This is a genomic window from Bacteroides sp. AF39-11AC (assembly GCF_003474285.1).
In the GTDB taxonomy this organism is placed as follows: domain Bacteria; phylum Bacteroidota; class Bacteroidia; order Bacteroidales; family Bacteroidaceae; genus Bacteroides.
In genome coordinates this window covers 151016-166795 of record NZ_QROH01000007.1, presented here as the reverse complement: position 1 = coordinate 166795, position 15780 = coordinate 151016, and the positions used below count along the sequence as shown (strand labels likewise).

Annotated in this window: 10 protein-coding genes; 8 read left to right on the top strand and 2 right to left on the bottom strand. The window is 42.0% G+C overall.

Annotated elements, in window-relative coordinates; translation table 11 throughout:
* Nucleotides 1-20 precede the first annotated feature (20 nt).
* The 8 genes from DW036_RS16480 (at nucleotide 21) to DW036_RS16445 (ending at nucleotide 13409) form a co-directional block, all read left to right on the top strand.
* The gene (locus DW036_RS16480) at nucleotides 21-1652 is read left to right on the top strand and encodes a RagB/SusD family nutrient uptake outer membrane protein (RefSeq protein ID WP_118465357.1); all 1632 of its coding nucleotides are present in this window, start codon (nucleotides 21-23) and stop codon (nucleotides 1650-1652) included.
* Nucleotides 1653-1804: 152 nt separating this feature from the next.
* The gene (locus DW036_RS16475; RefSeq protein WP_233560463.1) at nucleotides 1805-4348 is read left to right on the top strand and encodes a thiol protease/hemagglutinin PrtT; all 2544 of its coding nucleotides are present in this window, start codon (nucleotides 1805-1807) and stop codon (nucleotides 4346-4348) included.
* Between the two features lie 242 nt (nucleotides 4349-4590).
* Nucleotides 4591-6438, top strand: a complete 1848-nt coding sequence (locus tag DW036_RS16470; protein ID WP_118465355.1) for a thiol protease/hemagglutinin PrtT — start codon at nucleotides 4591-4593, stop codon at nucleotides 6436-6438.
* Complete coding sequence (locus DW036_RS16465; RefSeq protein ID WP_022391675.1) at nucleotides 6435-6977, top strand: hypothetical protein; 543 nt, start codon at nucleotides 6435-6437, stop codon at nucleotides 6975-6977. Before DW036_RS16470 ends, DW036_RS16465 begins: the two co-directional genes overlap by 4 nt.
* Nucleotides 6978-7017: 40 nt before the next feature.
* The gene (gene hflX, locus DW036_RS16460) at nucleotides 7018-8277 is read left to right on the top strand and encodes a GTPase HflX (RefSeq protein WP_118465354.1); all 1260 of its coding nucleotides are present in this window, start codon (nucleotides 7018-7020) and stop codon (nucleotides 8275-8277) included.
* Between the two features lie 20 nt (nucleotides 8278-8297).
* A complete protein-coding gene (locus tag DW036_RS16455; RefSeq protein WP_187374628.1) occupies nucleotides 8298-10298 on the top strand; it encodes a DUF4954 family protein in 2001 nt (666 codons plus the stop codon).
* A gap of 65 nt (nucleotides 10299-10363) precedes the next feature.
* A complete protein-coding gene (locus DW036_RS16450) occupies nucleotides 10364-12004 on the top strand; it encodes a fumarate hydratase (RefSeq protein ID WP_022391672.1) in 1641 nt (546 codons plus the stop codon).
* Between the two features lie 244 nt (nucleotides 12005-12248).
* Nucleotides 12249-13409, top strand: a complete 1161-nt coding sequence (locus tag DW036_RS16445) for an acyltransferase (protein ID WP_118465353.1) — start codon at nucleotides 12249-12251, stop codon at nucleotides 13407-13409.
* A gap of 15 nt (nucleotides 13410-13424) precedes the next feature.
* On the opposite strand, the gene DW036_RS16440 is transcribed toward DW036_RS16445, so the two are convergent.
* Both DW036_RS16440 and DW036_RS16435 read right to left on the bottom strand, forming a co-directional pair.
* Nucleotides 13425-13835 (bottom strand): ATP-binding protein, encoded by a 411-nt coding sequence (locus DW036_RS16440; RefSeq protein WP_022391670.1) that lies wholly within the window; start codon nucleotides 13833-13835, stop codon nucleotides 13425-13427.
* Nucleotides 13836-13839: 4 nt separating this feature from the next.
* Nucleotides 13840-15780, bottom strand: a complete 1941-nt coding sequence (locus tag DW036_RS16435; protein WP_118465352.1) for a SpoIIE family protein phosphatase — start codon at nucleotides 15778-15780, stop codon at nucleotides 13840-13842.

Sequence of the window (15780 nt, the reverse complement as noted above, 5' to 3'; positions counted from 1 at the left end):
TCTAAAACAAATATAGAATTATGAAGATTAACAAATATATATTACTGCTTTCTGCAACCATGGTGGTGGTTTCTTGTGATCTCGATAAGTTTCCTGAAGGAAGCACCGTGACACAAGACCAGAAAAATGAGGTGGTTGAGTTGCTGCCAGACCGTATTTCTTCTGAATTGAATGGTTTGAAAACAGGTCTTTATTCTCATACAAACCTATTGACCGATTATAATAACCACATGGACTATGGCTTTCCGGCAGCTTGTATGATTTATGAAACAGCCGGACAGGATTTGTTGACTTTGAATGACCAGACCGGTTATAATAAGTTTATCAGTTCTCAACGCTTATTAGACAGAAATATTACATCTACATTTAATGCTTTTCTGTGGAAGCTATATTATAAGCATATGAAAACTGCTAATGATATTCTTAAAGCTATTCCGGCAGATGCAACAGACGCTTCTTTAAAGAAATATCGTGGTCAGGCATTGGCTTCACGTGCTTTTGATTATTTACAACTTATTCAGACTTATCAGTTGACTTACATAGGTCACGAAACTGCTAATGGGGTACCTTTGGTATTGGAAACAACTTCTGATACTGAGTTAATGAATAATCCGCGTGCAAGTGTACAACAGGTATATAGCCGCATTATGGAAGATCTGGATGAGGCCATTACTTTGTTGACCGGTGCTTCTGCACGTGCTGATAAAGCTGAAATATCAGTAGAAGTGGCCTATGGTTTGCGTGCCCGTGCCAACTTGTTGATGGGTAAGTGGGCGGCAGCAGCTTCTGATGCAGCTAAAGCTTATGGTACTTCCGCCCCTTATTCTGTTGCAGATGTAAGCCAGCCTACTTTCTATAATGCTACAGATAATGCATGGATCTGGGGTATCGTAGTGACTACGGAAGATTATCTGGCAAAAACCGGTATCGTGAACTGGCCTTCTAATCTTTGTTCACTGACGGGTATGGGATATACAACGGCTGCCAGTGCTACTGACGTGGCTTATCGTCTCATCAACAAGAATTTATGGGCTAAGATACCGGAAACGGATGTACGTAAGGGCTGGTGGGTAGATGAAGATCTGCACTCGCCTGTACTGGATAATGGACTTGGTGAAGACTATGCTTACTATTGGGCGAATGGTATGTTTAATAGTGGAACTTTCCCCAGTAAATTCTCTCCTTATACAAATGTGAAGTTTGGTCCTGACAATGGAACTTTTGCAGATACGGATAATGCGCAAGACTGGCCTTTGATGCGTGTTGAAGAAATGAAATTGATTGAAGCAGAAGCTCTTGGCCGGGAAAACCTGGCTACCGGTAAGCAGAAATTGGAAGAGTTCGTAAGACAATATCGTGATCCGTCTTATACTTGCACAGCAGGTTCTTTGGATGCATTTATCGATGAAGTTTGGTTCCAGCGCCGTGTTGAACTTTGGGGTGAAGGTTTTGCATTATTTGATATCTTGCGTTTAAAGAAACCTATTATCCGTCAAGGGGCTAACTATCCTATCAACAGTACATTTGCTGAGATTGCTGCTGAAGCTCCTATCATGATTTACCGTATTCCTGAAGCTGAAACATCAGTGAACAGTGCTATTACAGAGGCTGACAATAATCCTGCTGCAATGGCTCCAACTCCGGTGAACTAATAAGTAAATAGAAAAAGGGAAGGGTGTATTCGAATCTGCGGATACACCCTTGTTTTTTATTGATATACAAAATAGTAGATGAAAATATTTGCAAAGTAGCGAATTTCAGTAACTTTGCAATTTCCTTTTAATTATTCTAATAAATGATGCCTATGAAGAAATTACTACTCCTGTCTTTAGTTCTTCTGTGTAGCTTAACAGCATGGACGGCTCAGCGCTCTCCGGAAGAAGCTCTTTCTATTGCTCGTTCTTTCTTTATGCAGTCATCCGAGGTTGTAACCCGTAATGCTGGTGATATTCAGTTGGTGGCAGTTTCCAATGATTTGCTAAAATCTGTATCTACCCGTAGCGTGGAAGGAACAGCTTTTTATGTTTATAACCATGGACAGTCTGCCTATGTGATTGTTTCGGGTGATGACCGCATGAAACCTGTATTGGGATATTCTGATAGAGGTGCTTTTGTAATAAACAACTTACCTCCTAATATACAAAGTTGGCTGGAAAGTTATAATGCTGTATATACGGCTTTGGCCGGTGGTGAACAAGTGATAAAAGAGCCTCGACTACTGACGCGTGCCGTTTTTCCAGAAACGGTTGCTCCTATGTTGGGCGATATCAATTGGAATCAGGATGCACCTTATAATAATGCTTGCCCGTTAGTGCAAGGAAGCCGTTGTGTGACTGGCTGTGTAGCCACGGCCATGGCAATGATTTTAAAATATCACAATTATCCAGTAAAGGGTAAAGGTAGCTATTCCTATAAGACTTCATCAGGATTTGAATATTCCTTTGATTATGGGAATACGACTTTTAGTTGGGATAAAATGTTACCTCAATATGTTGACGGCAGCTATACGGCTGAGCAAGCAAATGCTGTTGCACAGTTAATGTATGCCTGTGGTGTTGCAGTTGATATGGATTATTCCCCTTCCAGTTCCGGAGCTTACTCTTATAAAGTGGGGCAAGCTTTAATTGATTATTTTGGTTATGATGAAAATCTGGGATATATATCTCGCGAGTATTTCACTTCTGAAGAATGGATGAATATGATCAAGACGGAACTCAGTGGGGGGCGCCCTGTACTTTATAATGGTGCATCCAAAGACGTAGGACATGAATTTGTTTTTGATGGTTATGATGCTCAAAATATGGTTCATGTTAATTGGGGATGGGGTGGTGCCAATAATGGTTACTTCGAAGTCGTTTCTCTGGATCCATCATCACCGGGTATCGGTGGAGGCACGAATCTTGGCGGTGGTTTTATCTATCAACAAGGAATGCTCATCGGCTTTGAACCTCCTACGACATCTTCAAGTTATACTTCTCATTTTTTTCTCTCAAAATTAGAGGTCAGCAAAGAAGAAGTTAGTAAAGGAGAAAATTTTGATCTTACAGTTACTGAGATGTATAATATGAGTACGACTTTTAAGAATGGTCATTTGGGATTCATTGCAGAGAAAGATAGTAAACAATCTGTTTTATGGAGTGCATCCTTAGGAAATGTAAAGACTAATTTAGGAATCCCAGAGCATACTTTCTCAAATATTACAATTCCCAACGATTTGGCTGATGGAACTTATGCATTGTATTTAGCAACGAAAGATGTGCGTGAATCCTCTTGGAGCCGTGTACGTGGTGATTATGGTTCGGAATCCCAGTTCACACTTATTGTTGCTGGCAATCAATGTACTCTTACTCCATTTACGGGTAACTTGATATTGCAGAAAGATTTGGATGGAAGTGTAGAAGTCTTGCATAATCTATATAGTGGTTGTAAGGGTGATTTCAAATTATTACTTTCCAATAATAGTGCAACAAGTGAATTTTATGGTTTAGCAGGCGTAATGTTTCTCACTACAGATGAAAAACCGCAGATCATAAGTCTAACTGGGTATACTCAGTTAGAACTAAAACCAGGTGTGGATAATGAAGAAATAATTATTTCCGGAAATTTAGTTTCTAATCTAACAAAGACGTCTACTAATATTCCTGTCGGAGATTATTATATTTGTCCAGGTGTGCAATGGGGGGAATATGTATATGGTATCGGCGAGAAACTGTTGCCCGTCACTGTTAATAGAGCATACGGAACCTCTAATTTAGTGGTAGACAATGCACACTTGGAGAAAAATCAGCTTCAAGTAGGAGAAAAACTTAGGCTGATGGCAGACTTATCACTAAGTGGAACTGGCAATGTATATGATAAAACCTTGATGGCAGCGATTTTCACTGTTGGTCAAAGTTCAACCTCTAATTTGCATTATGCAGACGTTTTTATAGAAAAAGACCAACCTTTTGAATTGAAGATGGAAATAGAACTACAAGTAGAAGAAGGTAATTATAGCGTTAGTTTATATAAACCGGAATTGTTGGGAGGATATAATGGGAATCACCCACTGTGCAGTTTCAATTTCTCTGTAGGACCGGCTACTGGTATTGAAGATGAAGTTATTAATACGAATGGGATAATTATCTACCAACAACCTGTAGAGGATGTTCTGTATATTCGTACGACTAATATTGTTAAGATAATTTCTGTCTATAATCTGTCCGGACAACAGATGATACAGCAAAAAGAGTCCGGAGATAAAAAAGAGTATTCTATACCAGTAAGAGGGTTGACTGCAGGTTATTATATTGTAGTATTGCAGTCGGTTGATGGTAAGATATACAAGAGCAAATTTATGAAACGTTAGACTATATATTTATAGTATGGAGGAACGAGGCTATTCTATTAACTTAGGATGGCCTTGTTTGTTATATTCTAATGAACGATTTGCACTCTAAAACGTTCATTTGCGATAAGCTCATCAAAAAAAAGTATCCAAAATCATCTGACGAACCATATATTTCAGTAATTTTGTCTTTCTAATGAACAACAAGATAGTGATTTGTGTCATTCGTTGAGGTGCTACTAAAACAACTAACCCCTAACTATATGAGGTGTACACTACTCTTTCTATTTATTCTTCTTACAAGTCGGCTTCTTGCTGATAATGTAACAGCAGAGCAGGCTCATGCTTTAGCTACCGATTTCTTTAAAACGAATGTTCAAACCCGTAACACTTCTGCATCACCACAGCTGCAATTAGTTTGGGATGGAGAAGATTTGAGTACCCGTAGTACAAGGAATCTTCCGGCTTTTTATGTTTTTAATAATACCGACCGGAAAGGTTTTGTTATTATTGCCGGAGATGATGTGGTTATGCCCGTATTGGGGTATTCTTTTACGGATAACTTTGTGGTAGATGGGATGCCTGCTAATCTGAAAAGTTGGATGAATGGGTTGAAAGAGCAGATCAATAGAGCCAGAGAGACAGGACTGAATGCTTCTGATGTTGTATCCAAAGCATGGAGAGGATTGTCGGATATGACTGCGGGAGACGTGGTGAAACAATATGAAACGGCAAAGTGGGATCAATTAAGTCCCTATAACTTCCTTTGTCCTGAAATTAATCGCATCCGAACTGTAACAGGTTGTGTTGCAACGGCTGTAGCTATACTTATGAGATATTATCAATGGCCGGATGCTGGTACGGGAACTCTTCCGACTTACAATTATACAGCACATATAAATGGAAGAGAAATTTCCCAGACAGTGCCAGAAAGGACATTAGGCAATACTTATGCGTGGAATAATATGCCACTTGAATATGATTGGAGTTCTTCAGAAGTTACCAAAAATGAAGTTGCAACTTTGATGTACGATTGTGGTGTTATGGCTCAGGCTGAGTTCAATATAGCTTCTGCCGGTGGTACCGGTGCTGCTACATTGACAGCAATTTATGGATTGGCTGAGTATATGAAGTACGATAAAAGTATGTTGTGTCTTCGTCGCGAATGGTACTCGGATACAGAGTGGATACAAATGTTGGAAAATGAAATAATGACAGCAGGTCCTGTGCTTTATGGGGGAGCTACTCTTAGTAATGAAGGGCATCAGTTTATACTGGATGCATACACAACAGAGAATTATTTCAGAGTAAATTGGGGATGGAGTGGGCATAGCAATGGTTTCTTTCTGATTTCCGCTTTAAATCCGAATGAACAGGGGGCAGGCGGTAGCACTGGCGGTGGTTTCATTGCGAATCAAGATGCTTTGTTTGGGCTAAAGCCGGCAAAAGGAAATTCAAACTATCAGACTTTGTTGGGGATGCTTGCTGGAAAAACTGGCAGTGGAGAATCTTACTCCGGTTTGATAACTTCTGAAACTCAGTTTAATGTAAATACTAATTTTACTGTGAAATGCGGCTTTTTCTGGAATCTCGGATTAATTCCGTTTTCTGGAAAAGTAGCTTTAGCTATAGTTGATAAGAATCAGAATATTAGAGAACTTATATCAGGTACTTCATCTATTTCAAGCATGAAGACATATGGTGGTATGGCCTTTACGTTCCCTTGTAAAATCTCATTGTCTCCACAACCCGGAGATCGTATTGTTGCAGTCTACAAAGGAACAGATGATACTGATTGGAAAATTGTTCGTGGTGGTCCTGACACTACGAATGAGATTATCATTAAGACCGATCCTACCCCAATAATCGAGACCGAACAAGAAACTCAGTTTACTGTTTATAGTGATAAGCAACAAGGAACTGTGATTGCCCATTTGCCGGAGAATTCCCATACGTTGAATATATATGATGTAAATGGACGTTTATTGAGACAAATATTGTCTGAAGGAAAAGAAACTATAACTTTCTCTTGTCGGGAATATCCTACGGGAGTGTATATATTGCAGGTTATAACAGATAAGGGATGTCAACAATGTAAGTTTTTAAAATGAAAAAAGAAATTAATATTGTAATAGCGGCTTTACTTGTACTATTGGCAGGTTGTCGCTCTGCGAAAAAAGAAACAACGGTTACATCGGATATGCAAAAGATAGAAATGAATTCTATGGCGATTACTCCACAACTGACTGGTGGTAGTCCAGCCTCTACTTCACCAATAGTCTATGTCTATAAGACAAAGGCTGATTATTTACATCGGGTACCGGTTCTAATGGATGAGGCTCGTACACGTATCTTGTCCTATCCCGCACCCGGGGATTTGAAAATGGGTAATGGATTACGTCTGCCTACTGTTTTAGATAAAGGCTACTTGCTGGATAATAAAGGAATAGGTCCTAATGTGGCTTTTCTTACCTATACATATGAAGAGTATAGCCAGTTGCCCACAGCACCTTCCATGGACGATTTGATGTCACATATTCTTGATAAATATCCTTTATTGGAAATACATGCATGTGGTCGTCGTGCTGATTATAAAGACATTGTTCCAGAATTAAATGAGAAAATAGCAGAAGGAATTCTGCAAAAATAATTATATTTGTCGCCCAATATTTAATAAATAGGTATAGTAAATGAAAGAATTTGTAATCTCCGAAGTACAGGCAGAAACGGCGGTATTAGTTGGTCTCATCACAAAAATGCAGGATGAGCGTAAGACGAATGAATACCTCGATGAACTGGAATTCTTGGCTGAGACAGCCGGGGCGGAAGTAGTGAAACGATTTACTCAGAAGCTGGATCAGGCACATTCTGTGACCTACGTCGGCAAGGGTAAACTGGAAGAAATAAAAGAATATATCCGGAGCGAAGAGGAAGCCGAACGGGAAATCGGTATGGTGATTTTCGATGATGAACTTTCCGCGAAACAAATACGTAATATTGAAGCGGAGTTGAAGATCAAGATATTAGATCGTACTTCGCTTATTCTCGACATATTTGCCATGCGCGCACAGACAGCCAATGCAAAGACGCAGGTGGAACTGGCACAGTATAAATACATGCTTCCCCGCTTGCAACGTTTGTGGACCCACTTGGAACGCCAGGGTGGTGGTTCCGGCGCCGGTGGTGGTAAAGGTTCCGTGGGACTTCGTGGTCCGGGTGAAACACAGTTGGAAATGGACCGTCGTATCATCTTGAACCGTATGTCATTGCTGAAAGAGCGTTTGGCAGAGATTGATAAGCAGAAGGCAACTCAGCGGAAGAATCGCGGGCGCATGATTCGTGCGGCATTAGTGGGATATACCAATGTGGGTAAATCTACATTGATGAATCTGCTGGCGAAGAGTGAAGTCTTTGCAGAAAACAAGCTGTTTGCGACATTGGATACTACGGTGCGCAAGGTGATTATTGATAATCTGCCGTTCTTGCTTTCAGATACGGTTGGTTTCATCCGTAAGCTGCCGACAGACTTGGTCGATTCTTTTAAATCAACTCTGGACGAAGTGCGTGAGGCGGATTTGCTGTTGCACATTGTGGATATTTCACATCCTGATTTTGAAGAACAAATAGAAGTAGTCAATAAAACTCTGGCAGATATCGGTGCATCCGGTAAGCCTATGATACTTGTTTTTAATAAAATAGACGCTTACACCTATGTGGAGAAAGCGGCTGACGACCTTACCCCCAGAACAAAGGAAAACTTGACACTCGAGGAACTGATGAAGACTTGGATGGCAAAGATGGAGGATAATTGCCTCTTTATCTCTGCCCGCGAGAAGATCAATTTAGAGGAACTGAAGAGTGTAGTTTATGCGCGTGTAAAAGAATTGCATGTACAGAAGTACCCTTATAACGATTTTCTTTATCAGACCTACGAAGAAGAAGAGGAATAACTATCTAAAACTTGTTGGTCATGAATTACAGACATTTAACCGAAGACGAGATACTTCGGTTGAAAAGCCAGTCGTGTCTGGCAGATGATTGGGGGAAAGTAACGGTAGCAGAAGACTTCGTTACCGAATTTGTGCATCATACCCGGTTTTCGGGAAATGTACGTTTAGGTGTGTTTCAATCAGAATTCACATTACCGGGAGGAATCAAGAAACACTCCGGCCTGCGCCATGTGACGCTACACAATGTCTCCGTAGGAGATAACTGTTGCATAGAGAATATCCAGAATTACATTGCTAATTATGAAATCGGGCATGATACATTTATTGAAAATGTGGATATTATCCTGGTAGATGGTTTGAGTAAATTTGGTAATGGGGTAGAGGTATCCGTGCTGAATGAAACAGGTGGGCGTGAGGTACTTATCAATGATAAACTTTCTGCGCACCAAGCTTATATTCTGGCGCTTTACCGTCACCGTCCGGAACTGATTTGCCGGATGAAGGCTATCACTGATTTTTATTCCAATAAGCATGCTTCTGCAATAGGTAGCATTGGTAACCATGTCATGATACTCAATACAGGGTCTATCAAGAACGTGCGTATTGGAGATTATTGTCACATTTGTGGGACGTGTCGTCTTTTTAATGGAAGCATCAATAGTAATGAAGAAGCACCGGTACATCTTGGTCATGGGGTCATTTGTGATGATTTTATCATCTCATCCGGTTCGCATATAGATGATGGGGCGATGTTAAGCCGCTGTTTCATAGGGCAGGCTTGTCGTTTGGGGCATAACTATTCGGCATCGGAATCTCTCTTTTTCAGCAATTGTCAAGGAGAAAACGGTGAAGCATGTGCCATTTTTGCCGGACCTTTCACGGTGACGCATCATAAATCCACTTTATTGATTGCCGGTATGTTTTCATTTATGAATGCCGGTTCCGGATCTAACCAAAGTAACCATATGTATAAGTTAGGCCCTATTCACCAGGGAACTTTGGAGCGTGGTGCTAAGACTACTTCCGACTCTTATATCCTATGGCCTGCCCGTGTGGGAGCTTTTTCATTGGTGATGGGACGCCACGTCAATCATTCCGATACATCCAATCTGCCTTTTTCCTATCTGATAGAACAGAATAATACCACTTATCTTGTGCCGGGCGTTAACTTGAGGAGTGTCGGAACCATCCGTGATGCGCAGAAATGGCCGAAACGTGACGGGCGTACCGATACCAATAAGTTGGATTTCATCAATTACAACTTGCTCAGTCCTTATACCGTACAAAAGATGTTCAAAGGGCGAGAGACTTTGCAGAATCTGCGCCATGCTTCCGGAGAACTTTCTGATATTTATTCTTTTCATAGTGCTAAAATCCGTAATTCAGCGTTAGTGAAGGGGATAAAGTTCTATGAGATAGCTATTCATAAATTCCTCGGGAACTCTGTAATCAAGCGTCTGGAAGGCATTGATTTTAAAAGTAACGAAGAAATACGTGCCCGTCTGAAACCTGATACGGTGATAGGTAGTGGTGAGTGGGTAGATATTTCCGGATTGATAGCTCCGAAGAGCGAGATAGATGCTTTAATCAATGATATAGAGTGTGGTAAAGTGGACCGTCTGAAGTCTATTAATGCGGAATTCGAGAAGATGCATCAGAACTATTATACTTACGAATGGACTTGGGCTTATGAGAAGTTAGAAGAGTTCTATGGTATCAAGCCTGAGAATATTACGACGGCAGATATTATCCGTATTGTAGAAAAGTGGAAAGAAGCTGTAGTTGGGCTGGACCGTATGGTGTACGATGATGCTAAGAAAGAATTCTCACTGGCCTCCATGACGGGCTTTGGTGCCGATGGTTCGCGTGCAGAGAAAGAAATGGACTTTGAACAGGTGCGTGGAGATTTCGAAAGTAATCCGTTTGTCACTGCTGTGCTGAAGCATATTGAAGATAAGACGGCATTGGGTGACGAATTGATAGATCGTATGCAGCAAGTAGCATCATTTTACTCTAATTAAAGAAATATTTCAATAATAGTTCTTACCTTTGTGCTACGATTCATTAATTTAATTTACGAGTAATTATGGCAACAACACCTCCGTTCCACTATCAACCTATGTTCGAGCATGGGGAAGATAAGACTGAGTATTATCTGCTTACAAAAGACTATGTATCCGTAAGCGAGTTTGAAGGAAATCCCATTCTGAAGATTGAAAAGGAAGGTCTTACAGCAATGGCTAATACGGCTTTCCGCGATGTGTCATTCATGTTGCGCCGTTCGCACAATGAGCAAGTTGCTAAGATTCTGCGCGACCCAGAAGCAAGTGATAATGACAAATATGTAGCACTAACTTTCCTGCGTAATGCAGAAGTAGCCTCCAAAGGTGTGCTTCCTTTCTGCCAGGATACCGGTACGGCTATTGTTCATGGTGAAAAGGGACAACAGGTATGGACCGGATATTGCGATGAAGAAGCACTTTCATTGGGTGTCTACAAAACATATACTGAAGAAAATCTGCGCTACTCTCAGAATGCTCCGTTGAATATGTACGACGAGGTGAATACAAAATGTAACCTGCCCGCACAGATTGATATCGAAGCTACCGAAGGTATGGAATATAAATTCCTCTGTGTGACTAAAGGGGGTGGTTCGGCAAATAAGACTTATCTCTATCAGGAAACAAAGGCAATCCTGAATCCCGGTACATTGGTTCCTTTCCTTGTTGAGAAGATGAAAACCCTGGGTACAGCTGCTTGTCCTCCTTATCATATTGCTTTCGTCATTGGTGGTACTTCTGCTGAGAAGAACCTGTTGACTGTGAAGTTGGCATCTACTCACTACTACGATGAATTACCAACTACCGGTAATGAATACGGTCGTGCTTTCCGCGATGTAGAACTTGAAAAAGAAGTACTGAAGGAAGCTCATAAGATTGGTCTTGGTGCACAGTTTGGCGGTAAATATCTGGCTCACGATGTACGTATCATCCGTTTGCCTCGTCATGGTGCTTCTTGTCCGGTAGGTTTGGGCGTTTCCTGCTCTGCCGACCGCAACATCAAATGTAAGATCAATAAGGATGGTATCTGGATTGAAAAGCTTGACAGCAATCCGGGTGAACTCATTCCGGAAGAAATGCGTCATGCAGGTGAAGGAGCCGTCGTTAAGATAAACCTGAACCAACCGATGGCAGATATTCTGAAAGAACTGACTAAATATCCGGTAGCCACCCGCTTGTCACTGAACGGTACGATTATCGTGGGACGTGATATTGCTCATGCTAAGCTGAAAGAACGTCTGGATCGTGGCGAAGACTTGCCACAATACATCAAGGATCATCCTATTTATTATGCCGGTCCTGCTAAAACTCCTGCCGGAATGTCTTGTGGCTCTATGGGCCCCACTACTGCGGGACGTATGGACTCGTATGTAGAGTTGTTCCAGAGTCATGGTGGCAGTATGGTTATGCTTGCTAAGGGTAACCGTAGCCAGCAGGTGACGGATGCTTGTAAGAAATACGGTGGTTTCTATCTTGGCTCTATCGGTGGTCCTGCTGCTATCCTGGCACAGAACAATATCAAGAGTATCGAATGCGTGGAATATCCCGAACTCGGCATGGAAGCTATCTGGAAGATTGAAGTAGAAGACTTCCCGGCATTTATCCTGGTAGATGATAAAGGCAATGATTTCTTTAAGCAACTGAAACCATGGAATTGCAGTAAGTAAAAGATATTTTTTCTATCAATTAAGTGAAAGCTGTCCCGAAGAAGTTTATCAACTCCTTGGGACAGCTTTCTCTGTTTATTCTCACCTTGGTGAGTATCTATTCTCTATTAAGTGAGTATTTCTTCTCAATACGCTGAGTATCGCTTCTCTATTTGCTGAGCATTTTTTCTCACTATGGTGAGAAAAATGAGGATACTAATACTTATCTTTACGCCTTCAAAGTCAGATTAATCTTATTGATAATATGGAAACTACTACCTGCATTTCTCCGAAGACGGATTCTCGTGTTGTTTGGCTGGATGTCGTTCGACTAATAGCGATGTTTACCGTGGTTTGCTGTCATTGCACAGACCCTTTTAATTTCTATCCGGGAACGGCTCCCAATATTGAAGACATCAAGTTCTGGGGAGCTATTTATGGGGCAGTGTTACGGCCCTGCGTACCCCTGTTCGTGATGATAACAGGGGCTTTGCTGCTTCCGGTGCGTGGTGATGCATCCGTATTCTATAAGAAACGTATTCCGCGTGTGTTCTTTCCTTTCCTTATCTGGTCGGTGATTTACAATCTTTTCCCTTGGATTACAGGATTGCTGGGAGTAGAGCCGCGGGTGATTCTCGACTTCTTTCCGTATTCGGGTGAAGAAGTAATGCGACAGTCTCTGGCTGTCAGCATGGGATATATTGCAGAGTTCCCCTTTAATTTTTCCATTCTTGATGTACACATGTGGTACATTTATTTGTTGATAGGGCTTTATCTGTATTTACCGATATTCTCCGCCTGGGTAGAGAAAGCTTCAGAGAGAGCTAAACTCTGGTTCTTGGCTGCATGGGGAGTGACACTGCTTATTCCTTATTATAATGAGTTTGTTGCGCAATACCTGTGGGGAACTTGTTCATGGAATTCATTCGGTATGCTTTATTATTTTGCAGGCTTCAATGGATACCTGCTTCTGGGACATTACTTGCGGAATCATGACTGGACGGGGCGGCAGTCTGTGTTAATCGGTATTCCTATGTTTGTGGTGGGTTATGCGGTTACTTTCTTTGGGTTCCGTCACATGACGGCGTTACCTGAGTTTACAGATGAAATGTTGGAATTGTTCTTTACCTATTGTTCACTGAATGTAGTGATGATGACCATTCCTGTATTTATGTGGGCAAAGAAGGTGAATATCCGTTCGGAGAGGATAGTAAAAGCATTATCCAATCTGACGCTTTGCGGTTTTGGAGTTTATATGATACATTACTTCTTCACCGGCCCGTCAGTGGTATTGATGCGGGCGGCAGGTGTTCCGTTGTGTTTGCAGATACCTGTCGCCGCAGTGGTTGCATTTGGTGTCTCTTGGTTCCTGGTGGCAATGGCATACCGTTGCTTCGGGAAGAAGACAAAATGGGTAATGGGATAGTCCTGGAAGACTATCCTATTCAAGGTTCTTCTTCATAGTCAGGCGGTTTTCACCGTCCAAACGCTGGTACGATACTTCATTCATGATGCTTCGTATGAGGAATATACCCAGTCCGCCTATGGCACGCTCTTCAATGGGGATAGTAATGTCCGCATCAGGAGCGTTGGTGGGGTCGAAGGAGAGGCCTTTGTCTGTCAATAAGAAAATTAGCTGTCCATCTGTCATGCTGGCTTTCAACCGGATTTCCTGATGCTCTTCCAATGGATAGGCATACATGATAACGTTACTGACAGCTTCTTCCAGAGCCAGGTTGATGTGCATGGTTGTTTCCGGTGATAGAGACAGTTCAGAACAGAGTTCTTCTACAAAGGTTGCCAATGCTGTAATTTCATCCAGTTCGTTGGTTATTCGGATCTCTTTTTCCATGATATTATGCTTTTGTTATGTTAGGTTCGTAATGAATTAATAGGATGGTCATGTCGTCACTTGCTTCCGCCTCTTGTACATGAGATGCGATGGAGCGAATCACAGTATCTACTACAATGCGTATATCGCAAGAGGCGAGTGGAGCCAAAGTAGATAACAGGCGGTCTTCCCCAAACAGTTCTTTGGAAGTATTCTCGGCTTCAGTTACTCCATCTGTATAGAGGAAGAGCCGGGAACCTTTCTCAAGAATGATTTCTTCGTCGGTGTATTCCATGTCTTCGAGTATTCCGACGAAGAGCTGTATCTTTGATTGCAGCAAAGTCGACTTTCCATCAACTCCAATTATGACAGGCGGATTATGCCCGGCATTGCAGAATCGCAGGCTTCCGGTTTTCAAATCCAATATACCGATAATGAGTGTGATGAACATGTTTGCTTCATTGTTTTCGGCAATGGAGTGATTCATCTTAGTCATAATTTCGGCAGGTGAAGTTACCTGTTGGGCGAGAGTACGGAATAAGCTGCGGGCAATGGCCATGAACAATGAAGCGGGAACGCCTTTACCCGATACGTCACCAATGACGAAATAGAGCCGGTCACCATCGATGAAGAAATCATAGAGGTCGCCACCCACTTCTTTGGCGGGATGCAGTATGGCGTGCAAGTCTACATCGTCCCGTTCGGGGTATGGCGGGAATATTTTGGGGATCATTCCCATTTGTATTTCACGCGCTATGGATAGTTCGCTTTCGATGCGCTCCTTGGATGCTGTGGTGGTGCGTAGTTCCGAAACATATCCCGATAGCGAGTGTTGCATGTAGACTAATGAGTCGTGTAAATCCTTTATCTCGTCTTTTGAATGTACTTCGGGTATCTCTACATCGAAACGTCCCGTTGCAATGGAACGGGCTGATTCGGAGAACTTTTTAAGAGGACGTACCAGTCTGTATATAATCTGATATATCAGTGGAAGCAGTACCAACATTCCTATAAGGAATACATAGATAATGCGGTGTGAGGTCCGATCCAGACTATGAAGAATCACCTCGCCGGGACAGACGGTGCATATAGACCAGCCGCAATTGGGTATGGCTGTGTACAAAGCGTATGAACTTTGTTTGGCGCTATCGAACTGTACTGTGCCGGTAAGTCCGTCCAGCATGTTGTGCCCAATTTCTTCTTCTTTGTTGTCATTATTACTAAGCGCTACGGAAAAGATTGTTTCGTTCATTATCTTTTCCCGGTCGGGATGGGTGAGGAAACTACCGTTCCGGCTAAGCAAGAAGGTATAACTGGATTGGTAAGGTTTCAACTCATTTACCATATCGGTGAAACGGGACAGGGAAATGTTGGCTGTGAATATGGCGTACACTTCTCCTTGCTGGTTGCAAAGGGGAAGTGAGTATGTACTCATAATCGTGTTTCCACCTCCCGTGTCATAGTAAGGTTCACTCCAATAACTCTTTTTCAATAGTTTGGGTATCAGAAACCAGTCCATACAAGGATAATCATAGTCTGCCCCGCCCAGTTTCAGAAAGTTTATGATTTCTTCCTCTCCTTCGTTGATGCTGAAGGCATAGGGCATGAAGTATTTCCCTTTCTCTTTATAGTATTCGGGAATGAAGGCGATGCCGCTTCCCACGATCAGACTGTTATTTTTCACAATAGCTGTGAGAATGTCACTTAACGAATCGGGAGTGCTCAAGTTCTTTTCCACAATCCAAACGGATTGTTTGAGGGTCGCTTCTACAATCTGTAGCTCTCCGCTGATTTGCGTAGCCGTGTTCTGGAGTAATCCGTGTGCATGGTCAATGGCATCTTCCGTTATCTGCTTCCGGCTGTAATTGTAGAACAGCATCATGATGCAGATGAAAACTACCAGCGTGAACGATAACACGTAGATACTTAGCTTGGTAGCAAATGAAGGAGAAGAAATATGTTTCAT